Origin of the sequence: Shewanella oncorhynchi, assembly GCF_012584455.1 — a bacterium.
Lineage (GTDB): Bacteria > Pseudomonadota > Gammaproteobacteria > Enterobacterales > Shewanellaceae > Shewanella > Shewanella oncorhynchi.
Genome location: NZ_JABAEB010000025.1, coordinates 1 through 19,130 on the forward strand (window position 1 = coordinate 1; position 19,130 = coordinate 19,130).

Annotated in this window: 17 protein-coding genes and 1 tRNA gene; 9 read left to right on the forward strand and 9 right to left on the reverse strand. The window is 43.8% G+C overall.

What is annotated here, in order from left to right:
* The first annotated feature begins 5 nt into the window (after positions 1 to 5).
* Positions 6 to 851 (forward strand): OmpA family protein, encoded by an 846-nt coding sequence (locus HGO26_RS22195; RefSeq protein ID WP_247651607.1) that lies wholly within the window; start codon positions 6 to 8, stop codon positions 849 to 851.
* Between the two features lie 145 nt (positions 852 to 996).
* Here HGO26_RS22195 and HGO26_RS22200 read toward each other — a convergent pair.
* From HGO26_RS22200 to dnaQ, 3 genes are all read right to left on the reverse strand, one after another.
* Positions 997 to 1,073: transfer RNA gene (locus HGO26_RS22200), tRNA-Asp, on the reverse strand.
* Between the two features lie 286 nt (positions 1,074 to 1,359).
* The gene (locus HGO26_RS22205) at positions 1,360 to 2,733 is read right to left on the reverse strand and encodes a TIGR03503 family protein (protein WP_168827797.1); all 1,374 of its coding nucleotides are present in this window, start codon (positions 2,731 to 2,733) and stop codon (positions 1,360 to 1,362) included.
* Between the two features lie 10 nt (positions 2,734 to 2,743).
* Positions 2,744 to 3,472: a DNA polymerase III subunit epsilon gene (gene dnaQ / locus HGO26_RS22210; protein WP_168827798.1), complete on the reverse strand. Its 729-nt coding sequence runs from the start codon at positions 3,470 to 3,472 to the stop codon at positions 2,744 to 2,746.
* 70 nt (positions 3,473 to 3,542) lie between these two features.
* Between dnaQ and rnhA the strand changes: the two genes are divergently transcribed.
* The gene (gene rnhA, locus HGO26_RS22215) at positions 3,543 to 4,013 is read left to right on the forward strand and encodes a ribonuclease HI (RefSeq protein ID WP_006081489.1); all 471 of its coding nucleotides are present in this window, start codon (positions 3,543 to 3,545) and stop codon (positions 4,011 to 4,013) included.
* Positions 4,014 to 4,179: 166 nt separating this feature from the next.
* Here rnhA and HGO26_RS22220 read toward each other — a convergent pair whose 3' ends face one another.
* Positions 4,180 to 5,088 carry a LysR substrate-binding domain-containing protein gene (locus tag HGO26_RS22220; protein WP_105252337.1) on the reverse strand — a complete coding sequence of 303 codons (909 nt, stop codon included), beginning with the start codon at positions 5,086 to 5,088 and terminating at the stop codon, positions 4,180 to 4,182.
* Positions 5,089 to 5,121: 33 nt separating this feature from the next.
* A complete protein-coding gene (locus HGO26_RS22225; RefSeq protein ID WP_028760087.1) occupies positions 5,122 to 5,859 on the reverse strand; it encodes a class I SAM-dependent methyltransferase in 738 nt (245 codons plus the stop codon).
* Positions 5,860 to 6,013: 154 nt separating this feature from the next.
* Between HGO26_RS22225 and gloB the strand changes: the two genes are divergently transcribed.
* On the forward strand, positions 6,014 to 6,805 hold the full coding sequence (gene gloB, locus HGO26_RS22230) for a hydroxyacylglutathione hydrolase (protein ID WP_168827799.1): 792 nt from the start codon (positions 6,014 to 6,016) through the stop codon (positions 6,803 to 6,805).
* 232 nt (positions 6,806 to 7,037) lie between these two features.
* A complete protein-coding gene (locus HGO26_RS22235) occupies positions 7,038 to 8,585 on the forward strand; it encodes a LysM peptidoglycan-binding domain-containing protein (protein ID WP_168827800.1) in 1,548 nt (515 codons plus the stop codon).
* A gap of 124 nt (positions 8,586 to 8,709) precedes the next feature.
* Here HGO26_RS22235 and HGO26_RS22240 read toward each other — a convergent pair whose 3' ends face one another.
* From HGO26_RS22240 to HGO26_RS22250, 3 genes are read right to left on the reverse strand one after another with little or no spacing between them, the layout of a single operon-like run.
* The gene (locus HGO26_RS22240) at positions 8,710 to 9,330 is read right to left on the reverse strand and encodes a BsuPI-related putative proteinase inhibitor (RefSeq protein WP_113939588.1); all 621 of its coding nucleotides are present in this window, start codon (positions 9,328 to 9,330) and stop codon (positions 8,710 to 8,712) included.
* Positions 9,330 to 11,156, reverse strand: a complete 1,827-nt coding sequence (locus HGO26_RS22245; protein ID WP_168827801.1) for an AsmA family protein — start codon at positions 11,154 to 11,156, stop codon at positions 9,330 to 9,332. Before HGO26_RS22245 ends, HGO26_RS22240 begins: the two co-directional genes overlap by 1 nt.
* A gap of 57 nt (positions 11,157 to 11,213) precedes the next feature.
* Positions 11,214 to 11,708, reverse strand: a complete 495-nt coding sequence (locus HGO26_RS22250) for a putative 4-hydroxy-4-methyl-2-oxoglutarate aldolase (protein ID WP_028760092.1) — start codon at positions 11,706 to 11,708, stop codon at positions 11,214 to 11,216.
* Positions 11,709 to 11,928: 220 nt separating this feature from the next.
* On the opposite strand from HGO26_RS22250, the gene HGO26_RS22255 reads away from it, so the two are divergent.
* Positions 11,929 to 12,249 (forward strand): hypothetical protein, encoded by a 321-nt coding sequence (locus tag HGO26_RS22255; RefSeq protein WP_028760093.1) that lies wholly within the window; start codon positions 11,929 to 11,931, stop codon positions 12,247 to 12,249.
* Positions 12,250 to 12,499: 250 nt separating this feature from the next.
* Here the strand turns inward: HGO26_RS22255 and HGO26_RS22260 are convergent, their stop codons facing one another.
* The gene (locus tag HGO26_RS22260) at positions 12,500 to 14,272 is read right to left on the reverse strand and encodes a DUF885 domain-containing protein (protein ID WP_168827802.1); all 1,773 of its coding nucleotides are present in this window, start codon (positions 14,270 to 14,272) and stop codon (positions 12,500 to 12,502) included.
* Positions 14,273 to 14,584: 312 nt separating this feature from the next.
* Here HGO26_RS22260 and HGO26_RS22265 point away from each other — a divergent pair, with 312 nt between their 5' ends.
* The 4 genes from HGO26_RS22265 (at position 14,585) to HGO26_RS22280 (ending at position 19,059) form a co-directional block, all read left to right on the forward strand.
* Positions 14,585 to 15,988, forward strand: a complete 1,404-nt coding sequence (locus HGO26_RS22265; RefSeq protein ID WP_131525615.1) for a DEAD/DEAH box helicase — start codon at positions 14,585 to 14,587, stop codon at positions 15,986 to 15,988.
* Positions 15,989 to 16,049: 61 nt separating this feature from the next.
* Positions 16,050 to 16,550: a peptidylprolyl isomerase gene (locus HGO26_RS22270; RefSeq protein ID WP_168827803.1), complete on the forward strand. Its 501-nt coding sequence runs from the start codon at positions 16,050 to 16,052 to the stop codon at positions 16,548 to 16,550.
* A gap of 672 nt (positions 16,551 to 17,222) precedes the next feature.
* Positions 17,223 to 18,113 (forward strand): DMT family transporter, encoded by an 891-nt coding sequence (locus HGO26_RS22275; protein WP_247651606.1) that lies wholly within the window; start codon positions 17,223 to 17,225, stop codon positions 18,111 to 18,113.
* Between the two features lie 607 nt (positions 18,114 to 18,720).
* On the forward strand, positions 18,721 to 19,059 hold the full coding sequence (locus tag HGO26_RS22280) for a hypothetical protein (RefSeq protein ID WP_168827804.1): 339 nt from the start codon (positions 18,721 to 18,723) through the stop codon (positions 19,057 to 19,059).
* Positions 19,060 to 19,130: the final 71 nt, after the last annotated feature.

Below are 19,130 nucleotides of genomic sequence, written 5' to 3' on the forward strand. Positions count from 1 at the left end.
TCCATCTGATCACACTTCAAGGTGTAAGTTCACTCCAATCTAATGATTTATATGTAAATCATCAGGGGATTCTTCAGAGCAGTACGCCTAAAATAGCTGAAGGCATAGGTGATATCCGTACAGAACTTAATAAACTGCAAGCGAATAATGAACTGGCAATTTTAGCCCCTGCTGCCATTAAACAAGCTGAAGAAGCCGTTCGCGCTGCTGAACAACCAGTAAAAGACGAGCAACAATCACAGCACCTAGTGTTTGTTGCTGATAAGAAAGTCAATATTGCCTTAGCTCAAGCGCAGAGCCGCTTTGCCGAGGATCAACACAAAGTCCTCGCTAAAAAACGCGATGACGCCAGATTGGATGCTCGCACCACAGAGGCCAATCAAGCCCATCAAGATGCGCGCCTAGCCCGTGCTGATGCTGCAGATGCGCGTCAGGAAACGACCGAACTGCAAGCCCAGCTCACATTGCTGAATGCCCGTCAGTCAGAACGTGGTTGGGTCGTAACCTTAGGTGATGTTTTATTTGACACTGCCAAAGCGGATCTTAAGTCATCGACCAGTCAACATCTAACCAACCTAGCGAACTTTCTGAACAAGTATCCCGCGCGTGGTGCCATGATTGAAGGGTATACAGATAGTGTAGGCAGTGAACAATACAATCTGGGTTTATCGCAGCAAAGAGCTGATAGTGTTAGCCATTTTTTACAAGGAAAAGGGATCCAATCCAATCGGCTCAGTAGCCTAGGTAAAGGTGAAAGCTCACCTGTTGCCAATAATGAGTCCGCCAGTGGCCGCCAGCAAAACCGTCGGGTTGAAGTCATCCTCACCGACACCGCACAGGCTCCACAGTAGCTATCACTTAATCATATTAAGATTTCAGCGTGATCCTTGCTGACATTTGAATCGAGTCTCATCGCTAATAAGATGAACAGCGCAGAAATTAAGGAGATCAGTAAAAAGCAAAAAGCCCCATCTTTCGATGGGGCTTTTTGCAATTTGGCGGAGCGGACGGGACTCGAACCCGCGACCCCCGGCGTGACAGGCCGGTATTCTAACCAACTGAACTACCGCTCCAAATTTTTCCATATCCAAGTATCTTACGGGTATTAAACCCACTAACCCCAGCGTGACATGCTGCTGATGTTAAAACAGAACGATAATTCAACACACTTATCAAGGCTCTGCTTAAGATGCGAAGAATAATACGGTTGAGCCCTGCAGGCGTCAACCGTTTTTTTACTTCGATTTATCATTTGATTAAAAAAAAGCCAAATCAATTGCAGACCTTGATTTATATCCCAAATATCGCTGCAAGGTTCCAGTTCAAAGTCATAAATCAAACACATTAAGCAACGCTTGGCTAACGGTCTTTATCTGCTTCATCTGGCATAGTGAGATCGATTTCATCTAATGAAGGCGCTGCGGGTGGATTTGCAGATGCTTCATTCAATAAACGTAACTCCGCGGCAGCTAAGGCCTGCGCCAAACTTTGGCGCTTACGCCACACAATTAATCCCACCACGCCTAAGACTAATAAGATAGCGTTGACTGTAATGATCCAGAACATTGCATCTTTCTTCGCAAGCTCTTCTTCCTCTGCCGCTTTTTGTGCAGCAACAGCAGCCAACTCTTCGGCACTTGGTGGTGGTTCTGGTGGTTCAATTAAGTTAAAGAAAAGCTCAGGTAAATCCAGCACGATTTCACGACCAGTGACAGTCGTCGTAGCCACAAAACCTTTAATTCGATAACTACCAAACTCTGTCACTGTAGGTAAATCTAATTCAGAATCAGGCTCAGTGAGACCATTAACAACCAAAGGCAGTTGCAAGCCAGCAGGGCCGACTAACTCAAAGGAAAAATGCGTCTCAGCCAGCTGCAACACTGTCTTATCCACGTGTAACATGACTTTCCATTGCCCTGTTAGCGGATCGTCAGGGGTAATAACTTCTAGATTAATTGGCCGAGGTGACAATTTAAACGGGAATGAAACCTGCCGTTCAAACACATTATTACGTGCCTGCACGACAAACTCATAATCACCCCAAGGCTGCTTTATATTGATATTGCTGGTAAATACACCATCGTCGGGTTTTTCATCGTAATCTTCACCATTGTCTTTATAGGAACCAACAATAATGTCACCCGCGGCAAAATTTTCATCGCCCGCCTTATGTTTACTCACAAAATGTGCAGTCCATTCGACTAAATAATCTAACCCAGGCATACGCACACGCTGCTCGTCACCCATTAATTGCGCGACAATTTTAACTTGTTCACCTTGGAAGATTGGCTGCGGTAAAGGCTGGACTTCGATTTCGAGTTTAGAGAGCTTCTTAAGGGTTGAACCTGAGACGACCTTACCCACCAACTGCCAAGGTCCGGGTTGTGGTGACTCAATGTAAATAATATCGCCCGTTATACCATCAACCCACTTAACGGTTTCTGGATGACGATTGGCGTACCATTTACTGCCATCGGGTAACACTATGACCACAGGCGCAGAGCCATATTCACGCTCCACTAATAAGGTCATGTTATCGACCATATGATCAATACGAAAACGGTTTTTAAGCTCGGAAGCCGTCGCCAATCCTACAATCGGCGTAGCCTTGGGCGGCTTGACGACTTTTTTAACGGGATCTAGGTCAGCGGCCAATACACTCGCCACACTTAGTAACAGCGTAGTGGTAAGAAGGCAAAAAGCTAAAATGGGTTTATGGCGCGACATCGGCATAGTAATTCTTCTATCCTCTCCAGAGGCATTTACCTGATTTTGCGACTAAATCAAGGCGTTGTTTATGCATTGTCAGTTCATCGGCCGATGCGCCAATCACTTTAAGATTAAGTGATTGTGGATCAAAACGTTGAATCCCCCCCGCTTCCTGCCCCGCTTCTTCGTTAGACAAATTAAACTTTGTCTGTCCGCCAGTCATGATCAGATAAACATCAGCGAGGATCTCGGCATCGAGTAATGCGCCGTGGTACTCGCGGCGAGAAGTATCGACGCCGTAACGCTTACAGAGCGCGTCGAGATTGTTTTTCTGACCGGGATGTAAAAACTTAGCAATCTCTAAGGTATCGAGGATCTGACAAATATCAGCGGTTTTCGGACCACGCGGCTGCAGCAGTGAAAACTCATGATCCATGAAGTTCACGTCGAAGCTCGCGTTATGTGCGACGATTTCAGCGCCGTCGATAAAGTTGATAAACTCTTGAGCAACTTGATGAAAACGCGGCTCTTTAGCCACGCGCTCATCGGTAATACCGTGAACGGCGATGGCTTCGGGATCGATTGCTTGACCTGGATTGATATATTGGTGGTAATAACGCCCCGTCAAACGACGGTTTACCACTTCCACACAACCAATCTCGATGATCCTATGGCCTAAATAGATGGCGCCGCTGCCCTGGTTCATACCTGTGGTTTCGGTATCTAAAATAACCTGACGGCTAGCATTAGAGATAATATTCATGTTTTTATGCGCTTCTTATGACAATTTTTAGTTATACTCGGCCGAAATTCCCGGCTATGGTAACAATTTGATGACTGAACTAAAACTGATCCACATCTTCACCGACGGCTCTTGCTTAGGCAATCCCGGTCCTGGCGGCTATGGCATTGTAATGAATTATAAAGGCCATACAAAGGAGATGTCCGACGGTTTTGCGCTCACGACCAATAATCGCATGGAATTGTTAGCCCCAATCATAGCGTTAGAAAGCTTGAAAGAGCCTTGCCAAGTCGTGCTCACCAGCGATAGCCAATATATGCGCCAAGGCATAATGACATGGATACATGGCTGGAAGAAAAAAGGTTGGATGACATCAAACCGTACTCCAGTCAAAAACGTTGACCTATGGAAACGATTAGATAAAGCCTCACAGATGCACACTATCGACTGGCAATGGGTTAAAGGTCATGCAGGCCACGCCGAAAACGAACGTTGCGATGTGTTAGCTCGCACCGCGGCAGAATCTAAACCAACCCAACCCGATTTAGGTTATCAGCCATAACCCAGTGCTACTCAGTGTAAACTCGCTAAATTCGAAAAAGTAAGTTCGATGCCATCACGCCTAAGTTAAGCACTTGGGCGTGATGGCTTATTTCACTACTCATCTCAGTGTCAGTCCACCGTCAACATTTATGCTCACTATTTATGAGCCATTGCTATCAAACGGTTTATTTCAGTTCCACACCTGCAATATTGAAAAAATTCTCACAAAACAGCACAAAAGCTTGACCTAGGGATGTCGCCTGACGGCTCTTATGGGTGATGCGATAAAACTGCCGCTCGAGTACGAGTCCCTCAATCGTGACTAACGCCAACTCTTTACGACTGATTTCTTTCTCCAGCGCCAACTCAGATAACACCCCAAGCCCAGCACCTTGTTTCACGGCCAATTTAATCGCATCCGGCGTAGTAAAGCAGAATTTAGCCTCTGGCTGCATATCCAACTCATTGGCGGCATTTACAAAATATTCGCGAGTGCCCGATCCTTCCTCACGTAGCACCCAAGACAGGCCTTTAACAGCTGCAGGTTTAACCACTTTCCCCGCCAGAGGATGCGCCGGATGACAAAACACCAGCAGCCTATCCTTATGCCATGCCTCGACACTCAAACGATTGTCAGTGCAATGGCCTTCAATAAAACCCATTTCAGAGCGGAACTGAGCTACCGCTTGGATCACATCTTGAGTATTTGTGATCGCCACATCCACATGGGTTTGAGTGTGCTGCTGACAAAATGCCACTGCGGCTTTCGCCATCAGATAGTTACCTATGGTCGAACTGGCACTGATACTTAAGCGCCCAACCAAATCGCCACCATGGTAGGTAAATGCCTGCTCAATTTGCTCAACACGGTGCAATAAATCCGTCGCCAGTGGCAACAGTAAATTGCCCTGCGAGTTCAGCTGTAATCGATTACCAATGCGCTCGAATAGGCGGGCATTGAGCTGTTTTTCTAACTCAGCCAAAGCCATAGAAGTGGCAGGTGGTGATAAATTAACCTGCTCCGCCGCCTTTGCGACTTGGCCGCTACGTGCCACAGCTTCAAATACCGCCAATTGTCTTAAGGTGATCCGCATATTAAAACCTGTACTTAAAAAGGAAATGGCTTATCAGTTTTCCGAATGCTCTGATAAATGCCCTGAACGTCCCGCGGTCGGCGCCGTGGTCCAATTCGTTTGCCGCACCTTACGTTTATCGCGAATAGGCGTGAGTGGCGACTCGAGTTTACGCGCCACAATCAAATACAAACTGCCCGCGCTAGGAAGCCATGACGCTAAACTCTGTTGAAAAAATTTACCTTGGGTGAAATCACCCATTAAGGGGTGATAGACCAAACGCTCATCGCCCACCACTTGATAACCTAATAAACCTAACCAATCTCGCACCCTTGATGGCATAAAAAAGCGGCCATTCCATGGGAGACAATCCTGATACTTAGGCCATAACTTACCCAAAAATACTGGACTCAAGGGATTAAAACCGACGATAAAAAGATAGCCTCCGGCGATGAGTACCCGATCGGTTTCACGAAGAATACGGTAAGGATCGGGTTCAAATTCGAGCAATAGACTCATCACCACCGCATCTATCGCCGCATTCTGCAGGGGTAAATGACAAAAATCGCCTTCAATCGAGGCGCCTTTGGATGGCGAGAGTGAAAAATGATGGGCGACTGGCGATGCCATGCTCGACAATTCGGCACTCAAAGGCCCTAACTTTAATAAATGATAACCAAAGACTCTTGGCCACCAATCTTCAAGTTGTTTAGCAACAGCTTGTTGCAACGCCTCACCATTGGGTAAGTCGCTCCATTGTTCGGGTTTGAGCTCAGTACTAAAATGCGACACAGAGTTCCTCCGTTAGTTGGGTAGACAAGTATCCAATTGGGTCAAAGATTGCTGCCATTTTGCCACAGGACAAAAGCGGCAAAGGTCGCCAAGGGCCGTTCACTCATGGATAATACCTTTATCTTCGAATTGAAATACAGACATAGGCGGTTCTATGCTCACTATAACAGCGATCAAAGCCTTTAATGACAATTATATCTGGGTGTTACAACAACAGCCCCATACACAGGTTTATGTCGTCGATCCCGGCGATGCGAGTGTGGTTATTGACTATCTAGAGGTCAATCAACTCACGCTAGCGGGCATTTTACTGACCCACCACCACAATGACCATACGGGTGGCGTCGCTGAACTTCAAGCCTACAGTCAAGACCGACTCACAGTTTATGGCCCAGATAATGAGAAGATCGAAGGCATCACACATCCACTGCACGCAAAAGCCAAGCCCAGATTCACACTGGAGTATCTCAGCGCTGAGCTGCAAGTCTTAGATGTACCAGGCCACACAGCAGGACATATAGCCTACGTTGTTGAAGATGCCTTATTTTGCGGTGACACCCTGTTTAGCGGCGGCTGCGGACGCTTATTTGAAGGCACGCCAGCGCAAATGCTCAACTCACTACAGCAACTTGCCCAGCTTCCCGCCGACACTCGGGTTTATTGTGCCCATGAATACACACTTTCAAACCTCAAATTTGCCCTCGCGGTCAATCCCAACAATCGCGAGCTCCAAGACTATAACGAACGCGCGATGCAGTTACGTCGCCAAGACAAAGCGACTGTTCCCTCCACCATCGCTTTAGAGCGTGCCATCAATCCCTTTTTACGCCCTAGCGACACTGAAATTGTCGATAACATAAAACAGCATTTTAGCGGTCTAAATCACGCAAATTTAGACGAACTCAGCGGTTTTACCTTACTCAGACAGTGGAAAGATAATTTTTGATCACAAAAGCAATATTATAGATTGAAATTCAAACAGTTTTTCTCATTTTTGATGATGTAAGTCAAAAATGGCCTTACATTATGTACGATAATTAAGGGACAAGATCGAAAAGATCCCATAGAATGGCTCGTTTTGCGTGAAAACTTTGCGCGCTGCGTCGTCTTTATCTTCATATAAAACATACTGTTACTATAAAGAAAAGCGATGCACTAACAGAGGACTACCGTTTTCAATGAGAGTATCACTTTATGTTGTTGTAGGGGGATTTGCCCTACTCACAGGCTGTCAAACATTAGACAACCATGGCGTTAACCAAACAGAAGTTGAAGCCGTCACAACCGAAAATACAGTCCCAGAATATTACCTCGCAACCGAGGCTCCATCGGCGCAAATTACCGATGTGTGGGAGCGAATTCGTCAAGGCATGCAGTTACCGGTTCCAGATCAAAAATTGGTGAATCAATACCGTGATTGGTACATCAAAAATCCACAGCATCTGGCGATCATCTCGGAACGTGCTGCACCTTATATGTACATGATTGTAGAAGAACTTGAAAAGCGTCATCTTCCTATAGAGATAGCTTTGTTACCCATAATTGAAAGCGCCTTTGATCCTTCCGCATCATCGACTGGCGCGGCATCGGGTCTGTGGCAATTTACCACACCTATGGCCAGTCATTTCGGTTTAGAAATGAACTGGTGGTATGACGGTCGTCGTGATGTCCCCGCATCAACGACTGCGGCGCTCGATATGCTGGAATACCTCTACGATAAAACCAATAACAATTGGCTTTATGCTATTGCTGCCTATAACTCGGGTGAATCACGGGTGCTCAATGCAATCAAACGTAACGAGAAAAAAGGCTTAAAAACGGATTTTTGGTCATTGGATTTGCCCAGAGAGACAGAACGCTATGTGCCGCAACTGCTCGCACTGGCAGAAGTCATTAAACACGCTGATGAATATGGTATTTCTTTAGCGCCAATTGACAACAATCCGACAATTGAAGTGGTTGATATTGATAGCCAAATTGATTTAGCCATGGCGGCAGGTTTTGCCAATATGACCACGCTTGAGTTACAAAAACTCAACCCAGGTTATAACCGCTGGGCTACATCGCCACTTGGTCCGCACACCTTAGTGCTACCAATTGATAAATCGGAAGAATTTAAAAAAGCGCTCGCTGAAACAGAAACCGAAGATAGGATCAGCTGGTTACGTTACACGATCAAATCTGGCGATAGCATTGGCAAGATTGCTACGCAGCACCATACGACCGTTGCCGCTATTCGCGCCGCCAACGGCATGAAAAGCAACACGATCGTCGCAGGCAAGCATTTGATTATTCCTGTCGATGCGCAAGACAAGCAGCTTTATGCCCTGTCAACTAAGCAGCAATTGCCGAAAAAATCACATGCTGCAGTTGAATCAACAAAAATTGCTTATCAGGTTAAGTCAGGAGACACACTCTCAGAAATAGCCCAAGCCCATAAAGTGACGGTGAAACAACTCAGCACTTGGAACAAATTGGCTAAGAATAGCAAGCTACAAAACGGTCAGCAGTTAGTGATCTTAGCACCAAAGGAGCTTGAGCAAACCGCACAAATTCGTACTGTTAGTTACAAGGTAAAATCCGGTGATTCACTTGCCCGTATCGCCAATAAATTTAACGTAACTGTTGCCGAGCTACTCGAGTGGAATAGCCTAGCGCAATCACAGTATTTACAACCAGGCCAAGTGATCAAATTAGTGGTTGATGAAACTAAGTTGAGTGCGTAGGGACTAAACTGGCACATAGTTCGAACGGATTAGTGCTATAAATCCTAAGCAAAATTGAGCCATAGATAACAAAAAGGCAGCAACCCTATCGGATTGCTGCCTTTTTCTATTATGAGAGGCGGCGTTATTCCATCGTCAGTAATAAGACAACGGGCGCCATAACAACGGCATCAGACTCTAATGCTTTAGCGGCAAAATGCGCTTCTAAGCGAGCACCATCTGCAGGTATTCCTGCAAATGCTTTGGGCGGAATACTAAATGAAGTCGTGATCACTTTCCCTGCCGCCAATTGGCTATCACGTAATGCTTGGGTAAACATCATATCATCCGACCAAGCCCACAGACGTTTGCCCTCTTGCGTTACCAACCACAAATCCGCCGTCATCCCAGAGTTATAACGCAGGCCGACAGCATAGGTTTGTGGATTTGTCACAGTCAATGTCGCCTTAACCGACTGCTTAAAATCGATAAAAGGTTCTAGAGTTAATTCGCCGCGAAGCAAGCCTTGTGCCTTTTCTGCCATCACAGGTTCAGCCTTTAATGTCGGAGTGCTTTTAAGCCCAGAAACATCGAGCGCCAGATCGGCAGCGCGAATAATCTCAGGCTGAACGGCCGCAGCTGTTGTAGTCTCACCCTTGGTTGACTGACTCGTGTCAGCGGCTTCGGGCGCCGAGCACCCAACAAGTTGCCCGCCGACAAAAGCACTCGCACAAACAAGTAATGCGTAACGCGTTGAAGCAACCATTAAAAACCGCCTAGTTTTTTCAATAAGGAGTCTTTTAATTTTTCCTTAGCTTTGTCGGTTTCTTCCTTTAGCTGATTATTCAGTAAGGCTTTAGTATCCAAAGCATATTCAGGTTTTTGGAAAGTGCCTGTAATCGCCAACGGAATGTCAACTCCAGCCAGCGCATCCTTGTCGCTACCACCCTGACCCTTCAATGAATTCACTAGGCTAGCGGTTAGTCTGTAGTCCAAGGCTTCAGTCAATAAATTCGCAGTGCCTTTACCATCCAAACGCAGTAAAGGCGAAGACAAGGCAAGATCTGGATTCGTGGCAACGCCATTATCCAACGAGAAACTGCCCGTCAGACTCGAGAAGTCAGTTTTGCGCTCCGCCTTCGTTTCTGGCGATAAGTCGCCCTTTAACTTAGCTTGTGCGCTGCGGATCATCTGTGGAATATTTACCCCGTACAGAGCACCGTCATTAATATCAAAATGACCATTCGCTAACAGGTTTTTCTTTAACTGCTCAGGGATCAAACTCTTACCTTTCCCCTTCACATCAAAGTTGGCTGTACCGGCCAATAAATCCACATCCGCCGCATCTTTCAGCAAAGGACGAATTTGTACGCCCGTCACTTTTTTATCAAATTGATAACTCGCCACAGCTTGACGAGCATCAACCTGAGCGCTCACCAGCAACTGACCTTGATATAAATCCGCATTCAGTTTCGTCAAATCTAACACGCCATTTTTAATGCCCACATCCATTAACCAATTTTGAGTCGACAGATTCGCGACCTTAATAGACTTAACAGTCAACTTGAGTTTTACATCAAGCTGCTTAAGGGCTGAGAGATCAGGCTCAACTGCCTGAGGGTTTGCTGCTGGCGCTTGTTCAGCGGTGGCGGTGGCCTCTGTTTTAGGTAACAGTGTATCTAAATCAATATCGCCAACTTGAAAATCAGCATTAATTTGTGGAATTTTCGTACCATAATTAACACCCACTTTACCCGCAGCGGTAATGCTCGCCGCGGTAAGCTGCGCAATATCGACGGACAATTGCTGTTTATCAAGGGCGATTTGAGTTGCTAAGCTGACAGATGTTTCGAGTTTCTTGTTCGGAATACTCTCACCTTCCACCACAGTATCAATTTTCAGCCCATTGATAACGAGTTGTTTAAAGTCTCGACTGAGTTTTAGTTCACCTTTAGCTTCGCTACTTATCGTCATATCCGGCATAGTTGCACTGAATTCAAAGGCGATAGGCGCAAATTTATCTAAGGAGAACTCACCTAGGGTGAAGCTACTTAAGGTAAAGACTTGAGTCTGCTTATTAGCTTCGTCAATCATATTAATTTGGGTATTGGTGATAGAAATGCCACCAATATTAATGTCGTTAAGTTTGGCATTCGATGAGGATTCGGCGGCAGCTGGAGACGCAGTTTTTGGGCTATTATCGCCACTCAACCCATCGAAACTGCTAGTGCCATTTTTACGGGTGACTAAATTGATCGTTGCGCCATCGAGACTCAATTCTGCAATTTCAATTTTCTGACTAAACAACGGCATGAGCGCCACTTCAGCAACGGCTTTTTTGACTTCTAACATAGCCTTAGGCGTAAAGCCTTCAGGGTTAGATAAAGACACTCCCCCTAGATTAATACCTATAACAGGGAAAAATGTCCAAGATAAATCGTCAGTAATGACTAATTCACGACCCGTTTGTTTTTTTACGGCATCGACTATTTCAGGTTTAAAATCATTAGGGTCGAAAAAGACGGTGAGATAAACGGTGACTAAAAGAATGAGCGTCACCATTAAGGCTAAGAGCCACTTAATGAATTTCATATAAATATCCTTATCAAAAACAACTTGAATTTATAGCAACTAATGCATTTAGAAATGTTAATTTAAAAATGCAAAGTTCAACATTTCATCACTTACTGCAATACCATTTTCATCAGCATAGAGCATCATACCGGGCTTAACCGTCACGCCACCCATATCCACAGCCACATTAATTTGGCCTTGACCTAACTTTTCGGTTTTTATCGGCATAGCCCCTAAGGCAAAGACACCTAAGCTGAAAGTATTTAATCTCGCCACATCGCGAACACAACCATTAATCACTATCCCTTGCCAACCATTATCTAAGGCGCTCTGCGCTATGAGATCCCCTAACAATGCGCGGCGCAGAGAACCGCCGCCATCGACAACGAGCACTTTTCCATGCCCATCCTGTGCAAGTATCTCTTTTACCTTTGAATTATCCTCAAAGCACTTTACTGTGACTATCTCGCCCCAGAAGAGCCGTTTACCACCAAAGGGTTTAAATGCAAGGGGAAGTAACTGTAATTTAGACGGATAGTGGTCGAATAAATCTGGTAGTAGATCAAGCATTTGAATCTCCATGATAGTCTATAACTTTAGACTACTCATAATTGTAGACCCCGACAAGGTCAAAGCAAAAATCAGCGGAATTTTTTATTTCATTTTAACGTGCAAAGGCTTGGTGTATATTGGCATAAGCATTATAATCTGCGATAGTTAACGTCCTATGACACTCTTTAAAGTTTCATAAATTTGTTCCCACACCTCTTTGTTATAAAGCGAAAACCAAATGACAACTGATCTTGATTTACAGAGCGCAATCGCAGCTCTTGATGAGTATGGATATGATAAGAAAGTCTCAACGGATCTTGAGCAAGCACGTAACAAGCAACAAATGGGTAAATATATTAAATCTCTCGACTATAGTTTACGTCGATTATTGATATTACAAGAAACCGTTAATGAGTTAGTTGAAGAAAAGAAACATCAATTAGCTCAGCAAGAGAATATTCAAACCTACAAAACAAAAATCATTAACTTGTCGAGAGAATTTAACATTTCTTACGATGAAGTATTAGCGCTGATGGCATCATCTAAATCTAAGAAGTAAGTTTATCGCCATTGTGCTCTATCACCACGCAGTTAAATTGTTTAATTAACATCTGCATATGCCATATAACGAAATATATACTTTTTCGGTTATATGGCAGAATTTTCGGCTTTCATTATTCGGACAGTGTTAACGATTTCATTTCATAAGTAACAATGCCAACTTATGTTAAGCTCACACTATACCTGTCTAGCGATTTGGCATAAAAAAGCAGAGCCTAAGCTCTGCTGATTTATATCAATATGCGAACTTATTTGCTCTGCATTAATTGGCGAATATATTTCACTGGTGCACTACCATAACTCAAGAATGTTTCGTGGAAAGTTTTAAGGTCAAAATCTTTACCTTGCGATTTTTTGTATTCTTCACGGAAATCATAGATTTCTCGATAACCTGAATAGTAACTCGTCAGTTGCACTTGACTAAGTGTCGCACGGCGCCACTTGCCTTCAGCTTCAGCTTGCTGTTGGAAGGCTTCATTCATCATCAGGGCAATAGCTTGGTCTTCGGTCATGCCTTTCACATGAATACTGTAATCTAAAATAGTGTTAGAGATAACACGTAAATTCCACTTGTAGTACATCAACCACATTTCAGGCTCAAAATTGCCATAGCCTTCTTCTAACATCATACGCTCTGCATAAACCGCCCAACCTTCGACCATAGCACCATTACCAAATAAACTTTTCACTAAACTCGGAGATTGATTAGAGTAAACGAGTTGAGTGTAGTGCCCTGGGATGGCTTCATGAATATTGAGGATTTGCAGGATCCAGTGATTATATTCACGCAAGTAACTCTCGGCGGACTCATCACTCATGCCATCGAGCGGCGTCACGTTATAATAAGTATTGCCTGACTTCTCATAGGGTCCAGGTGCACTAATTGATGCACCGGCATAACCACGCATATATTCGGGCGTTTCACGGACAACGAGTGGTTTTTTAGGATCTAATGTGACTAGTTTTTTCTTATTTACAAATTCAATCAGCTCTGGAATTTGCTTACGCACTTCATTCACGAATTCATCGCGCTGAACATGCTGAGTCGATAATTTATCGATTAATTGGCGAATGGCGAGCTTACTGTCAGCAGGCTTTGGCGTAGTAAAATATTTAGGCCATAACTTATCGGTAATTTTAGCCATTTCTCCTTGAACACGCTCTTTATCGGCTACGGCTTTTTGATATAGCTGTTTCGCCGTCATCCCCGCTTGGATATCAAAGGCAAATTTTTGCTCATATAACGCCTCGCCAATTCTAAAACTACGTGCTCCATCTTTTTTAAGTTGAACCACTAATTTGTCTAACCAAGCGATATGGCCGTTAATCGCCGCAGTGGCCGCATCGAAACGCGTTTTAAATAACGCTTTTTCCACATCAGTCAAACCAGAGTCGGCGACCTGTTTTAATAAGTCATCGGAAAAAACCGAAAATGCACCTTGATTCTGCAGCACTGCTAACTCAGTGTGCTCCAATGTTGGTTTGCTAATGTTCGCCTGCGCAGCAGCATAATAAGCTGGCACATTTTCTAAACGCGCTAATACCGAACGTAATCTGTCATCTAATGGAGCGAATTTTTCATTGATGATTTGGGCAAAACCACCCGATACGTTGTAACTTGAAGGATCCCACTGCCAAGATTTAAAACTGTCAATTTCCCATGCCATGCTACCGAGTAAATTGTCGATCAGATGGTAATCAATCAGTTCATTCGGCGTTAGCGACTTTTGCTCGAACTGAGTCAACTGCGCTTGCTGAACTTTCACAAACGCTAAGGTCTTTGCTCGACCTGCTGCATCGGGGATTTCAAGGTAACCATCGTTAACATGCTTGCCACTGTATAAGGCCCAAGTCGGTGACAATTCCCACAATGAATCAATAAAGGATGCTGAAAATTGCTCAAATGAGTGGGCTTTAACTTCAGGTGCGACCACGGGCGCGGTTTGACTCGTATGGGATTGACAGCCAGCAAGGCTGGCCAGCGATAGCACTATCGCAAGGGAAATAGCGTTTTTTTTCATTATTATGGGTCCTTTGTTAAGATTTATCAGGCATATAAAAATTACCTCAGTTAATCATATTGCCCCAATAATTGCAGCTATGTTAGCCATGAATACATGCGCGGTTACAAAATTGTAAGTTCTCAATATTTTACCGCCTATCATTCGCCTATTCGACGTATAAGCCCCTCTTTACCAAACACACACACAAATAATGATAATCGCCTATTCTGTTTCACCTCCTGCTATAATATCGCCCTGCTCCACTGTTCATGCTTTAGCGTAACAGTTTGCTTATACATTATTGACCTGACCCTTTACCTGAGACATTCAATGCCATTTTCCAAACTTGGATTAAGCGATCCGATTTTAAGAGCCATCACTGAGCTCGGCTATTCACAACCTACTCCGATCCAAGAAAAAGCCATTCCGGTGATCTTGAAAGGCAAAAACCTGCTTGCTGGCGCGCAAACAGGTACAGGTAAAACCGCCAGTTTTGTGTTGCCAATACTGCAAATGTTCGCCGACATGCCGAAAATCCGTGCTAAACGCGTTCGTGCATTAATCTTAACGCCAACCCGTGAATTGGCCGTTCAGGTAGAAGATAATATTGCCAAGTACGCAAAATACCTGCCGCTGACGTCTATGGCCATGTATGGTGGCATGGATGCCGCACCGCAGAAACAACGTCTTATTGAAGGCGTCGATATTCTGGTGGCAACACCCGGTAGATTGCTCGATATGTACACCCAAAGAGCGATTCATTTCGATGAAATCTCGATATTAGTCCTAGATGAAGCCGATAGAATGCTCGATATGGGATTTATCGAAGACATCAATAAGATTATCGAACGTCTGCCAACAGAACGCCAAAATCTGTTGTTTTCGGCAACCTTATCTAAGCAAGTGCGCTTTTTAGCGAAAACAGCGGTTGAAAACCCTGTCGAAATTGAAATTGCCCGCGACAGCGCAAACGCACCACAAATCGACCAATGGTTGATCACTGTCGATAAAGATAAAAAGTCGGCCCTGTTAAGCAAACTCATCACTGAGCAAGCGTGGGAACAGGCACTGATCTTTATCCAGACGAAACAAGGCGCCGCCAAACTGGTTAGCCAACTCGAAAAACGTGGCATTGCCGCCGAAGCCATTCACAGCGGTCGCAGCCAAGCGGTACGCGAGCAATTATTAGTGGATTTCAAATCTGGCAAACTACGCTTTTTAGTCGCGACTGGCGTTGCTTCCCGCGGTATCGATATCGACGCCCTCACCCGTGTGGTCAATTATGATTTGCCCGATGAAGCCGATGATTATATTCACCGTATTGGCCGAACCGGTCGTGCTGGCGCCTGCGGCGAAGCCATCTCCTTTGTTTCTAAAGATGATTTTAGGAATCTATGTGCTATCGAGCGCCGTCTAGGTCACCTCATAGTGCGTAAAGAAATTGAAGGCTTTGTGCCGAACAAAGAAGTGCCTGTGTCTATTCTCGATTTTGTGCCCAAAAATACTACGCCAAAAACCTTTAAAACTCGGGCACCTGAGGCCAGATCCTCGCGCCCCGCGAAGGAAGGCTCCTTTGAAACCGCCCATGCGAAAAAGCATCGCAGCGCAAAATCAAAGCCAGAGGTTAAAGCCAATGTAACACGGCCGCAATCTATTCAGACTGACAATGGTAACGATACAACGGGTCGCAGCGCGCCCTTTAATCCGTGGAATAGCGGCCCTAAAACTAAGTAATGACTCAGTACAAGTCGTGACTTATTAGATATAAAAACTCATTAAGATAGAAGATATTAGCATGATTACATTTAGCACAAATCTAGGCGACATCACTATAGAACTCGATTTTGAACATGCGCCTGTCAGTTCAAAAAACTTTGTTCGCTATTGTGAAGAAGGCTTCTTTGAACACACTATTTTTCACCGAGTAATCAAAGGCTTTATGATCCAAGGCGGCGGGTTTACCGCAAAAATGAAGGAAAAACCGACCCACGAGCCTATCGTTAACGAAGCCAACAAAGGCCTAAGTAACACCATAGGCACAATCGCTATGGCTCGCACCGATGCGCCTCACTCGGCCACCGCGCAATTCTTCATCAACACAGCCAATAATGACTTTTTAGACCATACCGCCACCACCAATAACGGTTGGGGCTACGCGGTATTTGGTAAGGTTACGGCGGGAATGGACATTATCCAGCAGATTGAGAAAGTCAAAACCACCACGGTCGCTGGCCACGAAGACGTGCCCCGTGTACCTATCGTCATCGAGAAAGTAACGATTAATATCCAAAGTTAATTTTTAAAACAACAATATTTTTTCGTTAATATGATTAATCGCGCAGTTTTAGTTGAGCGATTAATCATTTCCCCAAAGTTATTTAGTTAACTTTCCCGTACTATTCAACGCAAATTCATTTTATATAAACCTAAAAACACTAAATCCCCAATACAAAATCACTTAGTATAAAATCAACTGATGGATTATTTAAGCGTTGCCATTATTGACTTAAGACTACTACATATAAAATTAACCTCACAATATAGACCTCTTTCAAACAATGTTATTCATCATAAAAGCTGAAAAACAGCAGCACATACCTGACATCAATATCTTATACTAGCCGCACAAGTTGATAATATTAAAACAATACACCAACCATAATCCTTATGGTAAAAAGAGGCTTAACTTGCCATCTGATATAGATAAAAAAACCATATCTGTATCTATTATCATTTCTTGCTAATGCTTATTATCCCTATTTATTTTTAAGCCAGAATCATTACTACCTTAAGCAGCGAATCCTATTCAGATAAGCAGAGAAAGCTTGCTATAGTGATCAGAAAATGATGTTTCTATTGGATTCTAATGAGCTATATCGTAACTTCTGTGCCTTTGTTGATGAAACCAGAACTCTCATGACAAAACTTTTTGACTAGAGATAGCGTCTAAGCATTTAGGGAATTTATTTTGAATAATAGAAAAGGTAGTCTGTTTATGGTTGCTGCGATGGCAGCATTTTCTATTGAAGACATGCTGATCAAATCCGCAGCAGAAACCACCTCTATCGGCCTCATTTTAGCGCTATTTGGCCTAGGTGGAATGTTGATTTTTATACTGTTAACCTGGCGAAAGGGTGAAACTGTGCTTCATCCTGCAGTCTTGTCTACCCCCATATTAGTACGTGCACTATGTGAAATCGTCGGCCGATTCTGTTTTGCTTTAGCCATCACGTTAACGCCACTCTCAAGTGCATCCGCTATTTTGCAAGCCACACCTTTAATCGCCATGCTTGGCGCGGCATTGTTGTTCGGTGAACAAGTGGGTCATAAGAGATGGCTTGCAGTATTGATTGGTTTTATGGGCGTGCTGATGATCATTCGTCCAGGACTTGATGGTTTTGAGGCCACATCTTTATTCGCCGTTATCGCTACCTTAGGTTTTGCAGGACGCGATTTAGCAACACGCGCAGCTTCTCCCGTGTTATCTAATATGCAGCTTGGAGTGTATGGTTTTTTTGTGTTGATTCCTACAGGCTTAGCGATACTGATTTACCAAAATGAAGCAATACAGTTTAGTGCTACCGCAGCAATACAGATAATTGGAGCAATCGTCTTTGGTGTAATGGCTTATAATGCGCTGACAATCGCTATGCGCACTGGAGATGTATCGGTAGTAAGCCCCTTTCGTTATACACGTTTACTCTTTGCCTTAGCTTTAGGAATATTTATATTTGGAGAATCCCCAGATTTGCTGACTATTCTGGGAAGCCTACTCATAGTATTAAGTGGCGGCTATACCTTAGTTCAAGCGCGTAAAAGAATGACGACGAATAACATGCATAATGCGGCAAAAACCTAAGGACTCGCAAAAAATAGCTAATCGAGTGGTAGAAATGCTTGGTTTTACCAAGGACACAGAAGGAGAAAAAAACGGCGATTTTGCCCAGCTTTTGCCCAGATGCAACAAAGGGAATCAGTAAGATACTGATTCCCTTTGCTTTAATTTGGCGAGAGAGGGAGTCGAACCCTCTCTACGTTTTCTAAGAAGCTGATTTACGCTGGTTTTTGGTCAAAGTAAACAGAGAATTGTTACACTTTACTGTATTTATAGATTGATCGAAATATCAACCCAACTGAGTATCAGTACTCGGCTTGTCTTGTCTTGTCTTGTCTTGTCTTGTCTTGTCTTGTCTTGTCTTGTCTTGTCTTGTCTTGTCTTGTCTTGTCTTGTATTTGTAACCATCTGAAAAATAAATTTTATAGCTTTTATAATATACATATCGTGTCATTGTTATTCTCGGGGGCACATTTTGTACTTTTCACTAACAAAATCAAGTTGAAAGTTGAAGATAAAAAGTGCTAACTTACTGACATCTTTAAGCTATTTTATCCATTACACTCTTTAAATCATAACGTTCATCAGGTTTAAATGAGAAGTCTGGGCATACTCTGGTTAAATAAAAAGCATGAAAAAAAAGCTTAGTCGCTCAAAATTAAAAAAATGGTTGAAGAGTGCCGTCGGAATTACGTTGCTGTCTATAAGCATCAATGATGACGTAAGTACGGTTATTTCTAATATATCTTCTACTTCATTCCTATCTAAAGCAATGGAGCAACGTATTGAAGCTTTTCCTAAGGGGATATATCTCATTGAATATCAGAGAGATGACCCTGAAGAAGATGATGACGTCCCTTACAATAGGACTGTTTGGGCGCTAGCATTCGATGCAAATCTTGCAAGAGGTGGAAAAATTCTTAACTTATCTAATTTGCTGTCTGACGTTAGCGATTATGAGTACTTGTAGTGGTCAAGTAAAATTGGCCACGGTTTTAGAGTCATTCCAATATAAACGTTCTGACTCATTTGGCGTTAACC